The organism is Mycobacterium sp. NGS33, assembly GCF_059812885.1.
The window spans coordinates 98,047-117,151 of the sequence record NZ_JCALDN010000002.1 but is presented as its reverse complement, the minus strand read 5'-3'; the positions used below and the strand labels follow the sequence as shown (position 1 = coordinate 117,151).

Genomic DNA, 19,105 nt, shown 5'->3' with positions numbered 1-19,105 from the left:
CGTCGATGTCAGGACGGCCTGGGAAACAGTGCCGCTTCGACCATTTCGCAGATGGAGTGGCCCAGGTGCAGGCACGCCTCCTGGATGCGCCCGGTGTCGTGGCTGGGCACCCGGATGCAGATATCGGCGACGTTGGCCACCTTGCCGCCGTGCGCGCCGGTCAGAGTGACGGTCGTCATCCCCGCCTGGCCGGCCACCTCGAGCGCACGAACGACGTTCGGCGAGTTGCCCGACGTCGTCAGTCCGACCACCACGTCGCCGCGACGCCCGGCGGCGAGCACCTGGCGGGCGAACACCTCGTCGTAGGAATAGTCGTTGCCGATCGCCGTCATGGCCGCCGTGGCGTCGGGAAGGCTGATCGCCGCCAGCCCGGGCCGGTCAAAAGCGAAGCGGCCCATCAGTTCCGCCGCCAAATGTCCGGCGTCCTGCGCAGAACCACCGTTGCCGAAAAAGATCACCTTCCCGCCGGCGCGCAGTGCGCCGATGATCACGCGCGCCACCTCGACGGTCTGCGCGGCGAAATCACCCTGCTGCATTTGTTGCTTGACAGCGATGGTCTCGGCGAGCCGCTGCTGGACCAGCTCGACGCTCGGCGACACGACATCCGGCCCGGTCATGCCGACCATGTTGTCAATCCCTTGCTCTCAAAGGCGAATTCGGTGATGGTGGCCCCGGCGCCCTCCAGCGCTTCGATGAGGCGGTGTTTCTTGGCGAAGTCACAGAACAGCAGGATGTATCCCCCGCCGCCGGCTCCGGTGAGCTTGCCGCCCAGCGCCCCGTTCTTGAGCGCAAGGTCGTAGAGATCGTCGATGCGCTCGTTGGTGATGTAGGGCGACATCCGCTTCTTGTGCGTCCACGCTTCGCCGAGCAGCGCACCGAAATCGTTGAGTTTGCCGGTCAGCAGCGCCGCCTTCATCGCCACCGCCAGATCCTTCTGGGCCCGCAGTCCCGCCAGGGTGTCATCCGAACCCGTTGTGGCGCGGCGGGTTTGGTCCTCGATCACCCGCGCGGAGTCACGCGTGATGCCGGTGTAGCACAGCAGCAGGCTCAGTTCGAGTTCGAACGCCGTTTCGTCGCGGATCCGCAGGGGGTTGACGATCACGCGGTCGGTGAACTCGATGAAGTTGAAGCCGCCGAAGGTCGCGGCGTACATGTCCTGCATGCCGCCCGCGATGCCCAGGTCCTCACGTTCGATGGCGCACGCCAGCTGGGCGGTCTCGTATTCGCCCATCGGTACCCGGTAATGCTCGGCGAGCAGGCCGGTGAGGGCGACCATCATCGTCGACGACGAGCCCAGCCCGGAACCCGGTGGCGCGCTGGACCGCAGCACCAGGTCGTAGCCGTCCGTACCGTCGCGGCCGAATCTGCGCACCGCGGCCTTGATCAGATCGAGGCTGCCGTCGTAGAGGATCTCGCTGTCGAGCGTCATCTCGTGGGTGGTCTTGAAGTCCACCGATTCGATGCTGACCCGGCGGTCGGTGCGCGGCACCAGCGACCCCTGGGCGTAGCGGTCGATGGTGGCCGACAGGACGCAGCCGCCCTCGGTCGTCGGGAAGGGGGGCACGTCGGTGCCGCCCCCGGCGAAGGAGATCCGCAACGGCGCCCGTGCGCGGATTCGGGGACGTGTCATGGGGATTCGCTTTCGGGTGATGCGCTCAACGGGTGGACGCGCGGTGTGTCGGCGACATCCGAGAGGCCACGCCCGCCACGTGCTAATCCCATCGTCTGGGGTCGGTGAAGCGTCGCCAGCCTAACAGGCTGACCAGCACGATCGCGGTGTTTTCAGGACTTCTTTTGGCTGGGCTCCAGCACGAAATCGACCACGATCGCGGCCATGTCGTCGATCGCGTGGCGGGCGATGACCTCGTAGCCGTGGGTGCTCAGCGTGGGCAGGCACAGCAGACCGGCGCGCGCGGTCAGCCCGTTGGCCTTCGAGTGCGAGGCGTCGGATTCGAAGGCGCCCAGTGCGGCGGCCTGTGGTGACAGCTCGCGGTCAGTGGCGATTTTGAGCAACCGGTCGGCGACGCTCTTGTCGTACACGCACAGTGCGTCGCTGTAGCCAATGATCGGCCCGCCCGTAACGCTGGTGGTGTATTCGTGTTCGGTGGGGCCGACTTCCAGCGCGAGGGTGAGGTCACCCGGCAGGGTGGCGCTGGCGTAGGTGCCCCCCACGCCGCCGATCTCTTCGTTGGTGGTGAAGACCAGGTAGACGTCGTCGGCGGGCCGATGTTGGCGTTCACGCAGCAGCCGCGCGGCGTTCAGCAGTGCGGTCACCGCGGCGCGGTCGTCGAGGAAGTAGGCGCCGACGTAGTCGCCGATCTCGACCACCGATCTCTTGCTGCGGTGCGTGCAGACTCGGGTGCCGGCGTGCACTCCCGCGGCGGTCAACTCGTCGGCGGTGCGGCCGGTGAAGACGTAGACGTGATCCCAGTCCAGCGCGCGGTCGCCCTGATCGGGCTTGGTCTCCCAGATCCGCGAGCTTTCCTGGGTGGTGTGCTCGGACCCGAGAGTCAGTACGGCCGTGAGGGTTTCGTTGTCGCCGAGGACCGCGACCGGACCCAGGCCGAAGTTTCCGGGATACATGGTGCCCAGCTGCGTCAAATGCAATGTGCCGTCGGACTCTACGCGCTTGACGATCATCGACAGTTCGTCCATGTGCGCCATGACCCGTGTAGCGGTTCCGGGGATGGCCTCGGTGCGGTGGCGATGGGTGGGCGTCCCGCCATCGCCGGCCGACGGGGCGGCGGCGACATATCCGATCAGGTTGCCGGCGTCATCGGTCCACATGTCGTCGACCAGGGGTTGCAGTTCACGGGCGATGACTTCGCGTACGGCGTCCTCCTGCCCGCATGGCCCGTAGGTCAACAAAAGCTCTTCCAGCAATTCGTCGGTTGAGTCGCGGTCGCGATGCGCCATCAGGTCCTCTCCATCGTGGGTTCAGAGGATCAGTACCCGCGGCGGCCTGCGCGTACCCATGCAAACGACGGCGACACTCTTAGCCCAGCGCAACGCCCAGTTCTTGGGCGAACACCCGGATCATGTGTTGTACGGCGATCTCGTTGCGCCCGATGATCATGTGGTCGTGCTGGCCGTGCCGGACGCCCTCGCCGCACTGGGGCAGCATGGCGAAGTCCTCGTCTCGCACGGCCGCGTGGACGCCTTCGAAGACCGCGTCGTACGCGGCTCTCATCTCGTCGTTGGTGGCCGGGATGCGGCCCATCCAACTGTGGCGGACCGTGCACCGGGTCGGCGCACCCGCGGGCAACATGTCGATGATCTCGACCCCCACCGGGCTATTGGCCAGGATGAGGTTCGGATATACCCAATAGATCACCCCCATGTTCGCCACCGGGTCCAGCGGCGCCGTGGGATCGGCGTTGGTGATCCAGGTGAACGGAAAGCCGATCCGGTGATGCTTGCCGAACTCGTCGTAGACCATCGTGTTGGCCAGCGTGTTCTGCCCGATGAGGCTCTGGCCGTGCACGTAGGGAAAGTGGTATCCCTCGGCGAACGCTTCCAGTGCCCCCTTCCAGGACACCTCGGAGGTGAATTCGCGCTGCGTGTGATAGCCGTAGGCCTGGTAGTTCCACAGCGCCAGTTCGGCTCCGAAGTCGCCCAGGTGTGCGTCGAGATCGATGGTCGCGTCGGCGGTCAGCACCGCCCAGATGAAGCCGTGCCGCTCCTCGCAGGGCAGTTCCACCAGCCCGTAATCCTTGGTGTCCATCGAATCGAAGCCGGCTTTGCCCGGGACCGTGAACAATTCGCCGGTGTTGCGGTAGGTCCAGGCGTGATACGGGCAGACGAACCGCGAGGCGTTGCCCGAGCCGCAGGCCGGCATCGCGCCGCGGTGCCGGCAGTAGTTGAGCAAGACGTGGCTGGCGCCGGTGCGGTCGCGGGTGATCAGCAGTGAATCGCCCAGCACCGAACGCACCACGTAGTCGTTCTTGTTCGGCAGCTGCGCCGACGGGACGATGGCCAGCGGCACCCGGCGCAGGATCTGCGCTTCCTCGATCTCGGTGATCTTGGGATCGCGGTAATAGTGCAGCGGCACCCGCAGTTCCCGTTCGGCCAGATCGGTGGTCTTGTCCAGGGCATGCCGCAGGCCTCGCCGCGTCAGCGTCTCGTCGGTGCCGCGCACCGGTCGGTCGAACGTCGTCACCCTGGCCTCCTCCGGTCCAACCCTCCGGACCATACAATCACCATCGTTTGTATTGTCAAGATCGGGCACCGACGTGTGCGACGATCACGCCATGCGCCGGCATGGCTGGTCGGGTGACATCCCGGCGGACGATGACGAGGCCGTCGCGCGCATACTCGCCGCGACGCGCGCTGCCATCGACGCGCGCGGGACGGTGAGCGTCTCCGAGGTCGCATCGACGCTCGGGGTGACGCGGCAGACGATCTACCGGTACTTCCCCAACCATGAGGCGCTGCTGGGTGCCACGGCGTTGTCCTCCGTCGACGGATTTCTGGATCGCCTTGCGGCGCAACTGGGTTCGATCACCGATCCCACCGAAGCGGTGGTCGAGGGCATCGCCTACACGTTCGAGCAACTCGCGCATGACACGTACCTGAGTCTGGTATTCCAGCCCGGCAAGGCCAGCGCGTTCACCGCGGGGGTGACCTCGGACGTGGCCATCGGGTTCGGCCGGTCGATCCTGCAGCGGTTCGGCGTCGATTGGGCCGCGGCCGGTTTCGCCGGGCGCGGGCTCGACGAACTGGTCGAGATCATGCTGCGCATGCTGCAGTCCCTGATCGTCGATCCCGGCCGTCCGCCGCGCGCCGGCCGCGAGCTGCGACGGTTCCTGGAGGACTGGATCGCGCCGTCGGTCCGCGCACATAGAGTCGCCCACGGCGTCTAGCAACTGGTCTGACCACTTGACGTCTGGCCAATTAACCGGCAGGGTGGGGACATGGCCCTGCGCCCGGTGACCCGGCAATCGGTACCCGAACACGTCTTCGAGCAGATCATGTCCGACGTGCTCAGTGGTGAACTCGCGCCCGGCGAGACGCTGCCCAGCGAGCGCAAACTCGCCGAGGTGCTGGGGGTCTCGCGACCGGTGGTTCGTGAGGCGCTCAAGCGCCTGACCGCCGCCGGTCTAGTCGAGGTTCGGCAGGGCGACGCCACCACCGTGCGGGACTACCGCCGTCACGCGGGGCTGGACCTGCTGCCCCGGTTGTTGATCCGTGGCGGGGATCAAGCCGACGAGCTGGACGTGGCCGTCGTGCGCAGCATCTTGGAGACCCGGCTGCACAACGGCCCCAAAGTCGCCGAACTGGCCGCCGAACGCAGCGGTGCGCGGGCGGCCGACGTGCTCGATGCCGCCGTGGACGCGCTGGCCGCCGAACAGGATCCGACGGAACGGCAACGCGCCGCGCTGACCTTCTGGGACCTCGTCGTCGACGCGGCCGACTCCATCGTCTTCCGGTTGATGTTCAACACGCTGCGTGCCACCTACGAACCCGCACTGCCGGCGCTCAACACGGTGATGGCCGCCGAGGTCAATCGCCCCGAGCTGTACCGGCGGGTGGCGCGCGCGATCGCCGCCGGTGATCCGGCGGGCGCCCACCGCGCCGCGGCCGACCTGCTCGAGCCGGCCACCCGCGGCCTGCTCACCGCCCTATCTGGCTTGGATGAACAGCGATGACATCACCCGCACGCAGCAACCTCACCCTGTCCGCGGCCGGCCGGGAGTTTTGGCGCCACCCCTCCCCCTGGGGTCTGGCGCTGACGTTGGCCGCCGCGCTGGCCGCCCGGATCGTCGTCGGCGACTGGCGGCTCACCGATGCCGCGCTGCCCGTACTCATGGTCGCGGCGTTTCCGGTTTTCGAGTGGGTCATCCACGTCGCGATCCTGCACTGGCGGCCGCGCCGCGTCGGTCGCTTCGTCGTGGATCCGTTGCTGGCGCGCAAACACCGGGAACACCACGGCGAGCCGCGCAGAGTCGAGCTCATCTTCATGCCGTGGCAGACGTTGCTGTGGCTGATCCCGACGGCCGTCGCGGTCGCGTTGGTCGCGTTCCCCCGGCTCGGACTCGGGCTCACGTACCTGGTCTTCTTGACCGCACTCGGGCTGGTCTACGAGTGGACGCATTACCTCATCCACACTGATTACAAGGCGAAAAGCGGTGTGTACCGGTCGATCTGGCGTAACCATCGACGGCACCACTTCAAAAACGAGCACTATTGGTTCACCGTCACCAGCAGCGGAACCGCGGACCGGCTGCTCGGCACGTACCCGGATCAGGCGACGGTACCGACCTCCCCGACCGCCAAGAATCTCCACGGCGCCGGTGGGCCCTCGACCGCCGCGCTCGCCTCGGTTCGTCCCTAGACGACGACTCTGTCCTGTTGCTAGAGGACAACATTGGGTCGAGCCACTCCTCCGCGCGCATCGCCTGGTTGCGGATCGCGTCCCCCCCGGGCGTCTGCCTGCTCCTGATGCAGTGTCCCCGGTGTGTCAGTCCCCGGTAGTACGGTCGCGACTAACTCGGAGGGTTCAGCGGGATGACCAAGACAGAACGTTGGTACGCAATTGTCGAGGAACTACGCGCATCGTCGCCGCGCCCGCGTAGCGCGCGATGGTTGGCGGAGCGGTTCGAAGTCAGCACCCGCACCATCGAGCGCGACCTGGACGGACTGCTGCAGGCGGGTGTCCCGCTCTACACCCAGGCCGGTCGCTCCGGCGGTTGGATACTCGACAGCCACGCCACGTTCGCTGCGCCCTCGCTCGATGCAGCGGAGGTGACTGCACTCGCTGTAGCTGTGGCCGGTCTCGCCGACACTCCATTCGCCGAAGCGGGCAAGGGTGCGTTGAGCAAGATCGTGGGTTCGTTGGGCGAGGCGGGACGTCGCGACATTGGCGCGTGTTCGACTCCGGTCGGCCTGATGAACTGCCACAGCGAAGTAAATTCGGTACCGCGCGCGGTGCAATGGGCGTTGCGCCATCGGCGGGTGCTGCGCGTCGAATACGGAGACACGAACGGTGCCGTGTCTGTCCGCGAGGTCGAGCCCGTCGGGTTTCTCGGAGGGCAAAGTTGGTATCTGGTCGCATGGTGCCGGCTTCGCGAAGAAATGCGGACCTTTCGCATGGACCGCATCCGCTCGGCCGAGGTGTCGGCCGAACCCATGCCTCAGCGTGACGTCGATCTGGCCCTTGCGGCACGCGGATACGAAGTCGAATTTCTGAATCCGCTCGGAAACTCCGACAGTACGGTGTCGCAACACTGCTAGATGCTCGTTCCATGAGCACAGACGAAGAGGACCAGCACGCCCAACTCGTTCTAGAGGCGTTCGACGCACTGTTCAACCGACACGACTTTCAGACGGCTGAGCATTACTGGTCGCCCAACTACATCCAACACAGCGCGGTAATCCCCCCAGGCCGCGACGGTCTGTTCGCTCACGTCGCTGCCCTGCCCCTGACCGTCAAGTATGAACACCACGTCATTGCCGCCGACCGGGATTTCGTCTTGGTCCACGGTCGGTTCTCCGGCCCGGGGCTGGCTAAGGCGATCGTCATGGCCAACATCATCCGCATCGAAGACAACCGGTTGACCGAGCACTGGGAGGTGCTCCAGGACGAAGTCACCCGAGAAGAGTCCAAGAGCGGAATGCCGATGTTCGGCAACGAATTTCCAGCTTAAGGAAAGTACTCATGGCATCGAACATCGATGAAGACTGGTCACACGGCTCGGAGGAAAGGTTGATAGCGACTACCCTCGGGTCGATCAACGTCAGAATCGGCGGGCGCCAGGACGGTCCGGCGATAGTGTTCTGGCCGAGCCTGCTGATGACCGGGTCGATGTGGCGTTATCAGTATCAGCACTACGCCCCCACCCATCGCCTGGTTCTCATAGACCCGCCCGGTATCGGGAGATCGACCCCGCTCACCGACACCATCACGCTCAAGCAGAGCGCGGACTGCCTCGTCGAACTCCTCGATGAGTTGTTCATCGACAAATGCCTTTTCGTCGGTAACAGCTGGGGTGCAATCGTTGCCGGAGTATTCGCCGCGCAACATCCAGAACGGCTATTCGGGTCGGTGGCGGCCAACGGAACCGCTTCTGCCGCAAGCACAATCGACAAGATCAAACTGACCCCTCTTATCGCGCTCCTAGGGCTTCATGCCACCACGCCCAGATGGTTCGTAGCGGTCACCCAGTCAAGCTTCGCGGGCAAGACTGCCCGGAAGAGCAAGCGACACTTCCTCGACCTGCTCCGATGCGTGTTGGACGAGAACCCCAAATCCATGGCCCTGCAAATGAGGAGCATCCTGCTCGGACGCGACGACACGCACGCACAACTACGTGCCATCGACAACGTGCCGGTTCTCGTCATCGCCGGAGAGGAAGACCGTCAGTTCTCTGTGGCCACGGGGCGAGCTGTTGCGTCCGCTATACGCGGCAGCAGGTTTGTCGTGCTTCCTGGAACGGCCCATCTGTCAGCACTCGAAAGTCCCGGCCTGTTCAACGGCGCTGTGGACGACTTTCTCAAAGGAATCTGCACAGACGGCTAGGGTCGAACGACCGCTCGACAATCAGCGCCCGAAAGAACCTGTTGTGGTGGAGCTAAGGGGAATCGAACCCCTGACCTACTCGATGCGAACGAGTCGCGCTACCAACTGCGCCATAGCCCCTGACCGCTAGCAGGCTACCAGCCGCGGCACCAACTGCCGAACCGCCCGCGCTATTCGCCGACGGCGCGCGGCAGGTCCCTGGGCCAACCGAAGGTCCGCATCGCCATCGCGTAGTCCAGGTGCTCGAAGACGGGGTCCTCGTCGTCGATCTCCAGGACCACCGCGCCCGGGCGCCGCAGCCGCGAGGGGACCACGTCGTAGTCGCGGTCGTAGGCGTTCTCCACGCCCAGCCGCGCCCGCGCCATCCGCTTCATCCGGCGGTGGCGCACCCGCTCCTCGATGCGCGTCTGGCGCCGCAGGTAACCGAGGTACATCAGGGTGATCGCGGTGGCGGTGCCGCACACCCACCAGGCGCTCGGCGAGATCTTGAAGGCCGCGGTGGCCGAGCCGACCAGCACAACCGCCATCACCATCAGGACCTTCTTGCGGAAGGCGTACTTGCGGGCGCTGACCGCGGCGGCGGTCTTGTTGTCGAACCGGCGCCGCCGCGAGGCTTGGCGCGGCAGCAGCGCCGGCGCGTCCGCGTCGGATTCGTCGGACTCGTCGGCTGCGGGCTCCAGACCCGAAGAGTCGTCGACGTATTCGTAGCTGTCCTCGTCGGCGTCGTCGCGTTGGGCCACGGCCTCGGTGTCGGCCTCGTCGTCCTCGACGGGCTCGATGTCCGCCGTCTCGTCCTCGGCGGCGGACTCTCCGGCCCCCGCCGCGAGGACGTGGGAATCCTCGACGACGTCGACGTCGAGGTAGTCGGGTTCGGTGGCCTCGGCGACGGCCATTTTCATCACGACCGGGCGCCGGCGGCTCAGCTCATCGGTATCGGCGTCGTCGGATTCGTGGTCGTCATCGTCGGCGAGCTCGCGCTCGTCGTCGAGGTCGGTGTCGGCCGAGTCTTCCGGTGGCGTCCAGTTGGGATCGCTGCGGTGTCCGGCGGCCGGGCCGGTGCGCTTGATCAGCCGGGAGCTGGCCCCGCCGTTGAGCACGCGGGTCGCCAAAGCCACGTCGCTGGTGCGCCGCACCGCGTCGCGTTTGCTCACCAGCATCGGCACCAAGACGAACAGCCATAGCACCACGAGCGATATCCACAACAATGACTGCGGGATGCTTGGCATGATGACCTGCTCTCTTCGGTGTCCATCCCCCGCGAAGCCACTGGTGGCCAACGCGGCCCGGTCGTAACGACCAGGACAATTACACACCTGTAATTTGCCTCTCACAAGCACCACGAGTCACTCGTGTCGCGCTAGTCCCAGAATGGCAACAACTTGGACTCGCGGCGAGTCCAGGCGGGGCGACGAAAACCGGGCGATCTAGCGAGAGAGCCGGTCACACCCAGCTGGCGTTACCGGCGCGGACCAGCGTCGATACCACCGATCCGCTGACCTCTTCGACGGTGATGGCCATCAGCAGGTGGTCGCGCCACGCCTTGTCGACCTCCAGGTAGCGCTGCAGCAGGCCCTCCTGGCGGAACCCCACCTTTGCCAGCACGGCCCGGCTCGCGGCGTTCTCCGGACGCACGGTGGCCTCCACCCGATGCAACATGACCGGGCCAAAGCAGTGGTCCAGCCCCAGCGCCAGCGCCGCGGTGGCCACGCCGCCGCCGGTGGCCGACCGCGGCACCCAGTAGCCGATCCACGCCGACCGCAACGCGCCGTGGGTGACATTGCCGATGGTCAGCTGGCCGCAGAACCGACCGTCGAGTTCGATGACGTAGGGCAGCATGCGCCCCTGCCGCGCCTCGGCGCGCAGACCCGAACACAGCGCCGGCCAGGCGGCCACCGCGTGCCGGGCCGTCCAGTCACCCTCGGAGCTGGGCTCCCACGGTTCCAGGTGCGCACGATCGGTCAGCCGGATGCGGCTCCACTGCGCGCCGTCGCGCAGCCGCACCGCCCGCAACCGGACCACGCCGGCCGGAACCCGAAGGGGCCCAACGCTCATGGGCCATCCTGGATGGCGGGAATTGGAGCGCAACAGGTTCACCGTGCGTGCAGCCGTTTCGCTCAGCCGCGCTGAGCCAGGAAGGCGACGTCGACGATCTCGCCGGTGCGAATCTGCTCGGCGCCGCTGGGCACCACTACCAGACAGTTCGCTTCGGCGAGGGTGGCCAGCAGGTGCGATGACGCGCCCGGCGCGCCGCCGAGCGCCTGCACCAGATACTCCCCGCTCTCCTGGTCGCGCATCAGCTGGCCGCGCAAGAACCCCTTGCGTCCGGCCACCGACGTGATGGGCGACAGCGTGCGCGCCTGCACGATGCGACGCATCGGCTGACGCTTGCCCAGCGACAACCGGATCAGCGGGCGGACCATCACCTCGAACACCACCAGCGCGCTCACCGGGTTGGCCGGCAACAGGAACGTCGGGACACCCTCGCGGCCCAGCTGCCCGAAACCCTGGATGGATCCGGGGTGCATGCCGACCCGCACCACCTCTATCTCGCCCAGCTCGGACAGCACCTGTCGCACCGCCTCGGCCGCGGCACCGCCGACCGCGCCCGCGATCACGATCACCTCGGCGCGGTTGATCTGGCCCTCGACGATCTCGCGCAGCTCGCGCGGGCCCCCGCCGACGATCCCGACGCGGTTGACCTCCGCACCGGCATCGCGGGCGGCGGCCGCCAGCGCGTAGGAGTTGACGTCGTAGACCTGCCCGTTGCCCGGGGTGCGCGAGATGTCGACGAGCTCGCCACCCAGCGCCATGATCGTCACCCGCGGGCGCGGGTGAACCAGGACCCGTTCGCGGCCGACCGCGGCCAGCAGCCCGACCTGCGCCGCACCGATGACCGTCCCGGAACGCACGGCCACGTCGCCCGGCTGGACGTCGTCGCCGGCGCGGCGCACGTAGGCGCCCGACGGGGCGCCCCGCAGGATCCGCACCCGCTGCGTGCCGCCGTCGGTCCACCGCAACGGCAGGACCGCGTCGGCGAGCGTGGGCAGCGGGGCTCCGGTCTGCACGCGCACGGCCTGGCGCGGCTGCAACCGGCTGGGGGTGCGCGAGCCGGCCTCGACGATGCCCATCACCGGCAGCACCAGGCCCTCGCGTCGGTCATTCTCGCCGGAGTCGTCGAACGGCTCGGGAAGGCTTTCGCTGCCCACCTCGCCGACGCCGAGGACGTCGACGCTGCGCACCGCGTAACCGTCGATCGCGGCCTGATCGAAGCCGGGCATCGGGCGTTCGGTCACCACTTCCTCGGCGCACATCAATCCCTGCGCCTCGGCGATCGCCACACGTATCGGTCGCGGGGCCACCGCGGCCGCCGTGATCCGGGCCTGCTGCTCTTCCACCGAACGCACAGCGCGCCTCTCTGCCGTCGAGCCGCGTATCGGGCGACCCGCTCACTGCGCGGGCGGGGCATCCCCGCCCGGGACCGCTACGCGTTCACCGGCCCGCCGTCGTCCGTCGGCCGGGTTGCCGGCCGGCTACTGCTCGGCCAGGCCCAATCGCGCCACCAACCACTGCCGCAATTCCGGGCCGTAGTCGTCACGATCCAATGCAAAGTCAACCGCAGCCTTGAGGTAGCCGCCGGGATTTCCCAAGTCGTGTCGAGATCCGCGATGCACGACCACGTGCACCGGGTGGCCCTCCGCGATCAGCAGCGCGATGCCGTCGGTGAGCTGTACCTCGCCGCCTGCCCCGCGATCGATGCGGCGCAACGCATCGAAGATCGCCCGGTCCAGCACGTAGCGACCGGCCGCGGCGAACAGCGACGGGGCGTCCTCGGTCTTCGGCTTCTCGACCATGCCGTTGACCCTGAGCACGTCGGGATTGTCGTCGTCGGGAATCGGTTCGACGTCGAAAACCCCGTAGGCACTGACCTCTTCGGGCGTCACCTCGATGGCGCACAACACCGTGCCGCCGTAGTGCGCCCGCACCTTCGACATCGTCCCGAGCACACCGGTCGGCAGCACCAGGTCGTCGGGCAGCAGCACCGCCACGGCGTCCTCGTCATCGGCCAGCCGCGACTCTACGCAGCCGATCGCGTGCCCCAGGCCCAGCGGCTCGCTCTGTACCACGGACTCGACCTTGATCAGCTGCGGCGCACGGCGGACCTTGTCGAGCATCGCGGTCTTGCCGCGCTCCTCCAGCGTGCTTTCCAGCACCAGGTCTTCGACGAAGTGCGCGACGACGCCGTCCTTGCCCTCCGAGGTGATGATCACCAAGCGCTCGGCACCGGCCTCGGCCGCCTCGGCGGCGACCAGCTCGATGCCCGGCGTATCGACAACCGGCAACAGCTCCTTGGGGACCGTTTTGGTCGCCGGCAAGAAGCGCGTCCCTAGACCGGCGGCGGGCACGACCGCAGTGCGTGGCACCACCACGTTTGGGCTTGACATTGTTCACACGATAACCCGCATCCACTCAGGCGAGTCGATGTGGCGCGGGGAAAGACCTGGCTGTCATGGTTGACGCATGGCGACCACGGGCAAAGCCGCGCTGCGCGACCAGCTGCTTGCCGCCCGGCGCCGCGTTGCAGACGACGTTCGCGCCATCGAGGCCCGGCAGCTGTGCGAGCGGCTGGAAACCCTGGAAAGCATCGTGACCAGCGGCAGTACCGTGTGCGCCTACGTGCCGGTGGGCACCGAGCCGGGCTCGGCCGCGATGCTGGACACGTTGCTACGACGCACCGGGCGGGTGCTGTTGCCGGTCGCGCGCACCGCCGCCGACGACACCCCCCTGCCGTTGTCCTGGGGCGAATACCGGCCCGGCACGCTGACCACCGGGCGGTGGGGGTTGCTCGAACCGCCGCAGCCCTGGCTGCCGCCGTCGGCCCTGGCCGACGCCGCGGTGGTGCTGGTGCCGGCGCTGGCCGTGGACCGCCGCGGGGTGCGGCTGGGCCGGGGCCGGGGTTTCTACGACCGCTCACTGGGCGGCCGCGACCCGCACGCGCGGCTGATCGCGGTCGTCCGCGACGCCGAACTGCTCGACGAGCTACCAGCCGACCCGCACGACGTCCCCATGACCCACGCGCTCACGCCGCGACAAGGATTGATCGACCTCATCGCCCGCTGACATATCGGGAATGAGACATGTCACGTGGCGGTTCTAGCACTTGAGACGCTAGAGTGCTAACCAGGTTTGCAATCATCCGGAGGTTTTCGTGCCGACTTATAGCTATCAGTGCACCGAGTGCGACGATCGCTTCGACATCGTGCAGGCCTTCACCGACGACGCGCTGACCACGTGCAAACGCTGCTCCGGGCGGCTGCGCAAGCGCTTCAACTCCGTCGGCGTGGTGTTCAAGGGCAGCGGCTTCTACCGCACCGACAGCCGCGAGTCCGGCAAAAAGTCGTCGGGTTCGACCAACGGCTCCTCGTCGAGCGACTCCGGATCGAGCGCCTCGAGCTCCAGCGACAAGTCCGGCTCCAGCTCGAGCGAGAAGTCCGGCTCCAGCTCGAGCGACAAGTCGAGCAGCTCCACGACTTCCACCGCCGCCGCCACCAACTGACGGTTATCCACACCGGCGATGCCGGCGGGCGACCTGAACACCGGGCCGCGCCTACCGTTGCGGCGTGGGCGAATCATCGCTGAACCCAAGCCTATTGAGCCGGCTGTCGCTATGGCTGCGCCCGGACTGGGCTCGAACCGTGCTGGCGCGCCGCGTCGCCGCGGGCGGCCTCGTCGTGCTGGCCGGCATCGCCACGCTGCGCTCCAACCCCGCCGATGACTATGCGCAAGTGGTGGTGGCCGACCGCGACCTCCGTCCCGGCGCGGCGTTGACCTCCGACGACGTCCGGCTCGAAAAGCGTTTGGCTGCAACGGTTCCCGACGGGGCGCGAGCCGACCTGGGCACCGTGGTGGGTTCGACGCTGGCCGGCCCGGCGCGGCGCGGTGAGGTGCTCACCGACGTCCGGTTGCTGGGCAGCCGGCTGGCGGAGGCCGCCATCGGGTCGAAGGCGGGGCCGGATGTGCGCATCGTCCCGCTGCATCTGGCGGACGGCGCCCTGATCGACCTGGTGCGCGTCGGTGACGTGGTCGACGTGCTGGCGGCACCGGCCAGCGGTTCGCCGGACAATGCGCGCGCGGCCCCCAAGGTGGTGGCCACCGACGCCGTGGTGGTGCTGGTTTCGGCCAAAGAAAAGATTCAGGCCGCCGATAGCGACCGCGTAGTGTTAGTTGCGCTGCCGGCTCGTGTGGCGAACACGGTGGCAGGGTCGGCGCTGGGCCAGACCGTGACGCTCACCCTGCATTGAGTGCCTGGCCGTTGTTGGTCCGCGGCGGACGGCAGACTCTGTCCAGTCCCAGAAAGGCCATCCCCAATGCTCAAAGGGTTCAAGGAGTTTCTCTCGCGGGGCAACATCATCGACCTGTCCACCGCCGTCGTCATCGGTACTGCATTCACCGCCCTGGTCACGACGTTCACCGACAGCATCATCAAGCCGTTGATCAACCGCATCGGCGTCAACCAGAAGTCCGATATCGGCGTGCTGCGCATCAGCATCGGCGGCGGTCAGACCATCGACCTGAACAACGTCCTGTCCGCCGCCATCAACTTCCTGATCATCGCCGCGGTGGTGTACTTCCTGGTGGTCTTGCCCTACACGACGCTGCGCAAGCGGGGTGAGGTCGAGCCGGCCGACGACGCGCAGGTCGTGCTGCTCACCGAGATCCGCGACCTCCTCGCGCAAACCAACGGTGATTCGTCGGGCAAGCACGGCGGGGTGGCCAAAACGCCGCCACCGGACTACGGGCCCCGCGCGGAGGCCGAATCGAAATGACCTGTGCGCGGCCAACAACCGGCCTGGTTTAAATCTCCAGGCTCGACAACTGCCCGATGATCTGGGCCGCCAACGGATTCAGCGTCGCCATCCCGTCGCGCACCGCGTAGCGGGAGCCGGCCAGGTTGACCACCAGCGTGCTGCCGGACACCCCGGCCAGACCGCGGGACAAGCCGGCGTCGATGATGCCCGCCGACAGCCCGGAGCCGCGAATGGCCTCGGCGATGCCGAGGATCTCGCGATCCAGGATCTCCCGGGTGGCCTCCGGGGTGACGTCGCGCGGCGTGACGCCCGTCCCGCCGACCGAGACCACCAGGTCCACCCCGCCGATCACCGCGGTGTTCAGCGCGTTGCGGATCTCGATCTCGTCAGCGGCGACCGCGACCACCCCGTCGACGACGAATCCCGCCTCCGTCAGCAGCTCCGTCACCAGCGGACCGCTATGGTCCTCGTCCCCGTGCGCGGTGCGATCGTCGACCACCACAACCAGAGCCCGGCCAACTACCAATTCCGCACCCGTTTCCATGGGTGCAACCGTATATCCGAGCTCAGACAATCCCGTCGCCGAGGGTTCGTCCACTCTCACTACTGATCCGCCTTCCCGAGGGTGACCGGCACGGTGCGGCTGCCGCCACCGGCGGCATCCTGGAACGTCAGCGTTATCTTGTCGCCCGGTGCTCTGGATCGCACGGCCGCGACCAACGCGTCGGCGCTGTTGATCGGCCGGTCGTCGACCTTGGTGACGACGACGTTCTTGGGCACGCCGGCCGACGCGGCCGCACCGCCCGCGACGACTTCGACGACCTTGGCGCCGGGGGTGCCCTTGTCGTTGGTCACCTGCACGCCGAGCGAGGCGTGGGAGGCCTTGCCGGTGGCGATCAGTTCGTCGGCGATGCGCTTGGCCTGATCGACCGGGATCGCGAAGCCCAGGCCGATCGAACCGCTCTGGGCGTCCGGCGAGTCGGCGCCCAGGGTGGCGATGGCCGAGTTGACGCCCACCAGCTGGCCGTTCATGTTGACCAGCGCGCCACCGGAGTTACCGGGGTTGATCGCGGCGTCGGTCTGAATCGCGTCCAGCACGGTGTTCTGGTTGCCCGACTCACCGGTGGTGGACACCGGCCGGTTCAGCGCGCTGACGATGCCGGTGGTCACGGTGCCCGACAGCCCGAGCGGCGAGCCGATCGCCACGACCGGCTGGCCCACGCGAAGGTCCGACGAGGAGCCCAGCGAGATGGGCGTCAGCCCGGACATGCCCTGCACGCGGATGACGGCGATATCGCTGGTGGGGTCGGCGCCGACCACCGTGAATGGTGCGGTGCGACCGTCAGAGAAGGTGACCGTCGTCTTGGCCGTCGGCGCGCCGCCACCACCGCCGCCCGGTCCGCCGGGCAGGCCCGGAGGCGCGGGGGCCGCCGGCGGAGCTCCAGGCGGGCCGCCGGGTCCCTTGGGGGGTCCCGCCGCGGCGGCGATCACGTGGTTGTTGGTCAGGATGAGGCCGTCGGTGGACAGGACGATGCCGGAGCCCTCTTCGGACTGTCGCCCGATGTCGGTCTCGAGCATCACGACGCTGGGCACCACCTTGGAGGCGACCTGTTCGACGCTGCCCGGTGGCATGTTCGCGGCCGGCACGCTGGGCGCCGCCCCGATGACCCGGCCGCCGCCGTTCCCGGTTGCGTGGGTGCCGAGCTCGACGGCCGTCGCGGCGGCACCACCGATGCCGGCCGACACCACCGCGATGGCCAACGCACCGACCACCAACAGCCCTGTGCGAGAACGCTTTTGGGGTTCCGGCCGCCCGGGCATCCCTGGCATCATGCCGGGGATAGGGCCGGTGCCGGTGCCCGTAGGTATCTGGCCGACCCCGGTTCCCCCGGGGATCCGGCCCGGCCCGGTGTTGCTGAACGGCTCATAGGGCGGACGGAACTGAGTCGTCGGCGACGATGAGGGCTGCGACCGATAGCGCCAGTCGTACTGCTGGTTGTACGGCTGCTGTTGTCCCGGGGCATAGCCGGAGGACCCCGCATGGCTCGGGACGTGCGCAGGCTGCTTCGGCGCGGGAGGGTATCCCGGCTGCTGCGGCGGTGGCGAATACCTCGGGTCATTCGTCATGGTCGCTAAGTCGCTCTTCCTCTATCTCAGTGTTTCGGCAAGTCGACGGCTGGGTCCAACAGTAGCCGCAGACCTACCTTGCCCGGGCGGACTGAGAGTCCACTGAGATAACGTTCGCCGATTCCCGAGAGTTCGCCTCATCGCCGCCCGCCGCGTTGGCGTGGTCGGCCACGGCGTCTACCTGGTCGGTTTGCGGCTCACCGGCGGCCGTCGGGTAGGCCGAGGCGGGCATGGGCCGGCCGGGCAGCAGTACATAGAAGGAGGTGCCCGGGGGCTGGCCTCCCGGAACGGTGTCCTCGACGCGCAGCAGCCCGCCGTGGTTGAGCACGACCTTCTTGACGATCGCCAGCCCGAGCCCGGACCCGGGCATGGCCCGCGCCGTCGTCGACCGGTAGAACCGTTCGAACACCAGCCTTCGCTCCTGCGGCGGAATGCCGGGGCCGTGGTCGGCTATCACCAGCTCCGCGTGCGACGGGTCGAGCTGGCGCATGGTGACGCCGACGTGGCCACCGGGCGGGCTCCACTTGGCGGCGTTGTCCAGCAGGTTCAGCACCGCACGCGACAGCCCGGCGGCGTCGCCGTACATCTGCCACGGTGTGACGTCGACGTCGAAGTGAATGTCGTTGCGCCGCCGCCTGACTCGCTCCAGGCTGCGATCGACCACCTCGGACATGTCGACGGTCTCGTGCACCACCTGGCCGGCGTCGTCGCGAGTGAGGTCCACCAAATCGCCTACCAGCGTTGACAATTCCTCGACCTGCGCGATGACGTCGGCGCGCAGATCCACCATCTCCTGCTCGGGCAGCCGCGGCGCTCCCGGTTCCATCGAAGCCATCAACAGTTCGACGTTGGTGCGCAGCGAGGTCAGCGGGGTGCGCAATTCGTGACCGGCGTCGGTGACCAGTCGGGCCTGCCGCTCCCGTGACTCGGCGAGTGCGCGCAGCATCAGGTTGAACGACTCGGTGAGTCGGGCCAATTCGTCGCTGCCGAATACGGGGATGGGTCGCAGGTCGTCGGTGCGCGCCACGCGCTCGGCGGCCTCGGTCAGCCGTGCCACCGGGCGCAGCCCGGCCCTGGTGACCATGCCGCCCGCCACGGCGGCGACCGCCACCCCGACACCGCCGACGATCAGCAACACCCAGCGCAGCCTGTTCATCACCGCTTCGGTGGGCTTGAGGCTCTTGGAGATCAGCAGCGACGTGCCGTTCTGCAGGTGCACGGCGAGGATTCGTTGGTCGCCGGCGGTGCGCCGCGACATGAACAAATCGCCGTGGATGACCGCTTTCTCCGGCGCGCCGACCGGCAGGGTCTGGCCCGGCTGCTGGGCGGTGTAGATCGCGTGGCCCGGGTTCACCAGTATCGCGTTGACGTCGGAATAGGCGGTGCCCTCGATCGCTTTGCCGGGGTCCGCGGCCAGTGAGCCGCTGGCGATCAGCAGCTGCGCGCGGCTTTGCAGCTGGTTGTCGATGTCGCTGTAGAGCGCGGCGGAAATCACGGCGTAGACGGCGAAGGCCATCAACACCACGACCATGGCGACCATGGACATCGCAAGCAGCATCACCCGCCACCGCAGCGACAAGGAGGGTGTCGCGCGCAACGGCGGGCGCAGCGGTGGCCGTTGCGGCCGGGGGAACCGGATCATCGGTGGATCCGC

The 19,105-nt window shown here is 67.8% G+C and carries 21 protein-coding genes and 1 tRNA gene; 10 read left to right on the top strand and 12 right to left on the bottom strand.

All coding sequences use genetic code 11. The annotated features are described in order from the left end of the window. Positions 1 to 8: 8 nt before the first annotated feature. The 4 genes from AC5Y5B_RS04645 to AC5Y5B_RS04630 form a co-directional block, all read right to left on the bottom strand. Positions 9 to 626 carry a D-sedoheptulose-7-phosphate isomerase gene (locus AC5Y5B_RS04645; RefSeq protein ID WP_500004064.1) on the bottom strand — a complete coding sequence of 206 codons (618 nt, stop codon included), beginning with the start codon at positions 624 to 626 and terminating at the stop codon, positions 9 to 11. Next, positions 614 to 1,630: a GHMP family kinase ATP-binding protein gene (locus AC5Y5B_RS04640; protein ID WP_112631892.1), complete on the bottom strand. Its 1,017-nt coding sequence runs from the start codon at positions 1,628 to 1,630 to the stop codon at positions 614 to 616. Before AC5Y5B_RS04640 ends, AC5Y5B_RS04645 begins: the two co-directional genes overlap by 13 nt. Before the next feature lie 152 nt (positions 1,631 to 1,782). After that, a complete protein-coding gene (locus AC5Y5B_RS04635; RefSeq protein ID WP_500004062.1) occupies positions 1,783 to 2,916 on the bottom strand; it encodes a M28 family peptidase in 1,134 nt (377 codons plus the stop codon). A gap of 79 nt (positions 2,917 to 2,995) precedes the next feature. Further along, positions 2,996 to 4,192: an aromatic ring-hydroxylating oxygenase subunit alpha gene (locus AC5Y5B_RS04630; RefSeq protein ID WP_112631890.1), complete on the bottom strand. Its 1,197-nt coding sequence runs from the start codon at positions 4,190 to 4,192 to the stop codon at positions 2,996 to 2,998. Positions 4,193 to 4,250: 58 nt separating this feature from the next. Between AC5Y5B_RS04630 and AC5Y5B_RS04625 the strand changes: the two genes are divergently transcribed. The 6 genes from AC5Y5B_RS04625 to AC5Y5B_RS04600 all read left to right on the top strand — a co-directional run bounded on the left by AC5Y5B_RS04625 (position 4,251) and on the right by AC5Y5B_RS04600 (position 8,518). Further along, positions 4,251 to 4,862, top strand: coding sequence for a TetR/AcrR family transcriptional regulator (locus AC5Y5B_RS04625; RefSeq protein ID WP_112631995.1), 612 nt, complete (start codon positions 4,251 to 4,253; stop codon positions 4,860 to 4,862). A gap of 51 nt (positions 4,863 to 4,913) precedes the next feature. Next, positions 4,914 to 5,648: a FadR/GntR family transcriptional regulator gene (locus AC5Y5B_RS04620; protein WP_112631889.1), complete on the top strand. Its 735-nt coding sequence runs from the start codon at positions 4,914 to 4,916 to the stop codon at positions 5,646 to 5,648. Further along, complete coding sequence (locus tag AC5Y5B_RS04615; RefSeq protein ID WP_112631888.1) at positions 5,645 to 6,334, top strand: sterol desaturase family protein; 690 nt, start codon at positions 5,645 to 5,647, stop codon at positions 6,332 to 6,334. Before AC5Y5B_RS04620 ends, AC5Y5B_RS04615 begins: the two co-directional genes overlap by 4 nt. Before the next feature lie 173 nt (positions 6,335 to 6,507). Then, positions 6,508 to 7,233, top strand: a complete 726-nt coding sequence (locus tag AC5Y5B_RS04610; RefSeq protein WP_112631887.1) for a helix-turn-helix transcriptional regulator — start codon at positions 6,508 to 6,510, stop codon at positions 7,231 to 7,233. A gap of 11 nt (positions 7,234 to 7,244) precedes the next feature. Beyond that, a complete protein-coding gene (locus AC5Y5B_RS04605) occupies positions 7,245 to 7,646 on the top strand; it encodes a nuclear transport factor 2 family protein (protein ID WP_112631886.1) in 402 nt (133 codons plus the stop codon). A gap of 11 nt (positions 7,647 to 7,657) precedes the next feature. Beyond that, entirely contained in the window at positions 7,658 to 8,518 is an 861-nt protein-coding gene (locus AC5Y5B_RS04600) for an alpha/beta fold hydrolase (protein WP_112631885.1), read from the top strand. Positions 8,519 to 8,562: 44 nt separating this feature from the next. Here the strand turns inward: AC5Y5B_RS04600 and AC5Y5B_RS04595 are convergent. The 5 genes from AC5Y5B_RS04595 to AC5Y5B_RS04575 all read right to left on the bottom strand — a co-directional run bounded on the left by AC5Y5B_RS04595 (position 8,563) and on the right by AC5Y5B_RS04575 (position 12,960). After that, positions 8,563 to 8,638: transfer RNA gene (locus tag AC5Y5B_RS04595), tRNA-Ala, on the bottom strand. Between the two features lie 50 nt (positions 8,639 to 8,688). Then, positions 8,689 to 9,744, bottom strand: a complete 1,056-nt coding sequence (gene sepX / locus AC5Y5B_RS04590; RefSeq protein ID WP_500004058.1) for a divisome protein SepX/GlpR — start codon at positions 9,742 to 9,744, stop codon at positions 8,689 to 8,691. Positions 9,745 to 9,958: 214 nt separating this feature from the next. Then, complete coding sequence (locus AC5Y5B_RS04585) at positions 9,959 to 10,612, bottom strand: GNAT family N-acetyltransferase (RefSeq protein ID WP_205869036.1); 654 nt, start codon at positions 10,610 to 10,612, stop codon at positions 9,959 to 9,961. Positions 10,613 to 10,632: 20 nt separating this feature from the next. Continuing rightward, complete coding sequence (gene glp, locus AC5Y5B_RS04580) at positions 10,633 to 11,922, bottom strand: molybdotransferase-like divisome protein Glp (RefSeq protein WP_112631882.1); 1,290 nt, start codon at positions 11,920 to 11,922, stop codon at positions 10,633 to 10,635. A 126-nt stretch (positions 11,923 to 12,048) separates the two neighbouring features. Continuing rightward, entirely contained in the window at positions 12,049 to 12,960 is a 912-nt protein-coding gene (locus AC5Y5B_RS04575) for a UTP--glucose-1-phosphate uridylyltransferase (RefSeq protein ID WP_500004053.1), read from the bottom strand. A gap of 76 nt (positions 12,961 to 13,036) precedes the next feature. Between AC5Y5B_RS04575 and AC5Y5B_RS04570 the strand changes: the two genes are divergently transcribed. From AC5Y5B_RS04570 to mscL, 4 genes are all read left to right on the top strand, one after another. Then, positions 13,037 to 13,636: a 5-formyltetrahydrofolate cyclo-ligase gene (locus tag AC5Y5B_RS04570; RefSeq protein ID WP_500004049.1), complete on the top strand. Its 600-nt coding sequence runs from the start codon at positions 13,037 to 13,039 to the stop codon at positions 13,634 to 13,636. Between the two features lie 88 nt (positions 13,637 to 13,724). Then, on the top strand, positions 13,725 to 14,072 hold the full coding sequence (locus AC5Y5B_RS04565; RefSeq protein WP_500004047.1) for an FmdB family zinc ribbon protein: 348 nt from the start codon (positions 13,725 to 13,727) through the stop codon (positions 14,070 to 14,072). Positions 14,073 to 14,136: 64 nt separating this feature from the next. Continuing rightward, positions 14,137 to 14,817, top strand: a complete 681-nt coding sequence (locus AC5Y5B_RS04560; protein ID WP_112632853.1) for an SAF domain-containing protein — start codon at positions 14,137 to 14,139, stop codon at positions 14,815 to 14,817. 66 nt (positions 14,818 to 14,883) lie between these two features. After that, entirely contained in the window at positions 14,884 to 15,342 is a 459-nt protein-coding gene (mscL, locus tag AC5Y5B_RS04555) for a large-conductance mechanosensitive channel protein MscL (protein ID WP_112632852.1), read from the top strand. A 28-nt stretch (positions 15,343 to 15,370) separates the two neighbouring features. Here mscL and AC5Y5B_RS04550 read toward each other — a convergent pair whose 3' ends face one another. The 3 genes from AC5Y5B_RS04550 to AC5Y5B_RS04540 form a co-directional block, all read right to left on the bottom strand. Then, positions 15,371 to 15,868 (bottom strand): MogA/MoaB family molybdenum cofactor biosynthesis protein, encoded by a 498-nt coding sequence (locus AC5Y5B_RS04550; protein WP_044487196.1) that lies wholly within the window; start codon positions 15,866 to 15,868, stop codon positions 15,371 to 15,373. Positions 15,869 to 15,927: 59 nt separating this feature from the next. Next, on the bottom strand, positions 15,928 to 17,451 hold the full coding sequence (locus AC5Y5B_RS04545) for a S1C family serine protease (RefSeq protein ID WP_500004041.1): 1,524 nt from the start codon (positions 17,449 to 17,451) through the stop codon (positions 15,928 to 15,930). Positions 17,452 to 17,524: 73 nt separating this feature from the next. Beyond that, entirely contained in the window at positions 17,525 to 19,093 is a 1,569-nt protein-coding gene (locus tag AC5Y5B_RS04540; protein WP_112632850.1) for a HAMP domain-containing sensor histidine kinase, read from the bottom strand. Between the last annotated feature and the right edge of the window lie 12 nt (positions 19,094 to 19,105).

What these genes read in the sequence shown, in the direction of transcription:
- AC5Y5B_RS04645 (WP_500004064.1), bottom strand. Translation starts at nt 626, where the DNA reads ATGGTCGGCATGACCGGGCCGGATGTCGTGTCGCCGAGCGTCGAGCTG.
- AC5Y5B_RS04640 (WP_112631892.1), bottom strand. Translation starts at nt 1,630, where the DNA reads ATGACACGTCCCCGAATCCGCGCACGGGCGCCGTTGCGGATCTCCTTC.
- AC5Y5B_RS04635 (WP_500004062.1), bottom strand. Translation starts at nt 2,916, where the DNA reads ATGGCGCATCGCGACCGCGACTCAACCGACGAATTGCTGGAAGAGCTT.
- AC5Y5B_RS04630 (WP_112631890.1), bottom strand. Translation starts at nt 4,192, where the DNA reads ATGGTCCGGAGGGTTGGACCGGAGGAGGCCAGGGTGACGACGTTCGAC.
- AC5Y5B_RS04625 (WP_112631995.1), top strand. Translation starts at nt 4,251, where the DNA reads ATGCGCCGGCATGGCTGGTCGGGTGACATCCCGGCGGACGATGACGAG.
- AC5Y5B_RS04620 (WP_112631889.1), top strand. Translation starts at nt 4,914, where the DNA reads ATGGCCCTGCGCCCGGTGACCCGGCAATCGGTACCCGAACACGTCTTC.
- AC5Y5B_RS04615 (WP_112631888.1), top strand. Translation starts at nt 5,645, where the DNA reads ATGACATCACCCGCACGCAGCAACCTCACCCTGTCCGCGGCCGGCCGG.
- AC5Y5B_RS04610 (WP_112631887.1), top strand. Translation starts at nt 6,508, where the DNA reads ATGACCAAGACAGAACGTTGGTACGCAATTGTCGAGGAACTACGCGCA.
- AC5Y5B_RS04605 (WP_112631886.1), top strand. Translation starts at nt 7,245, where the DNA reads ATGAGCACAGACGAAGAGGACCAGCACGCCCAACTCGTTCTAGAGGCG.
- AC5Y5B_RS04600 (WP_112631885.1), top strand. Translation starts at nt 7,658, where the DNA reads ATGGCATCGAACATCGATGAAGACTGGTCACACGGCTCGGAGGAAAGG.
- sepX (WP_500004058.1), bottom strand. Translation starts at nt 9,744, where the DNA reads ATGCCAAGCATCCCGCAGTCATTGTTGTGGATATCGCTCGTGGTGCTA.
- AC5Y5B_RS04575 (WP_500004053.1), bottom strand. Translation starts at nt 12,960, where the DNA reads ATGTCAAGCCCAAACGTGGTGGTGCCACGCACTGCGGTCGTGCCCGCC.
- AC5Y5B_RS04570 (WP_500004049.1), top strand. Translation starts at nt 13,037, where the DNA reads ATGGCGACCACGGGCAAAGCCGCGCTGCGCGACCAGCTGCTTGCCGCC.
- mscL (WP_112632852.1), top strand. Translation starts at nt 14,884, where the DNA reads ATGCTCAAAGGGTTCAAGGAGTTTCTCTCGCGGGGCAACATCATCGAC.
- AC5Y5B_RS04550 (WP_044487196.1), bottom strand. Translation starts at nt 15,868, where the DNA reads ATGGAAACGGGTGCGGAATTGGTAGTTGGCCGGGCTCTGGTTGTGGTG.
- AC5Y5B_RS04545 (WP_500004041.1), bottom strand. Translation starts at nt 17,451, where the DNA reads ATGACGAATGACCCGAGGTATTCGCCACCGCCGCAGCAGCCGGGATAC.
- AC5Y5B_RS04540 (WP_112632850.1), bottom strand. Translation starts at nt 19,093, where the DNA reads ATGATCCGGTTCCCCCGGCCGCAACGGCCACCGCTGCGCCCGCCGTTG.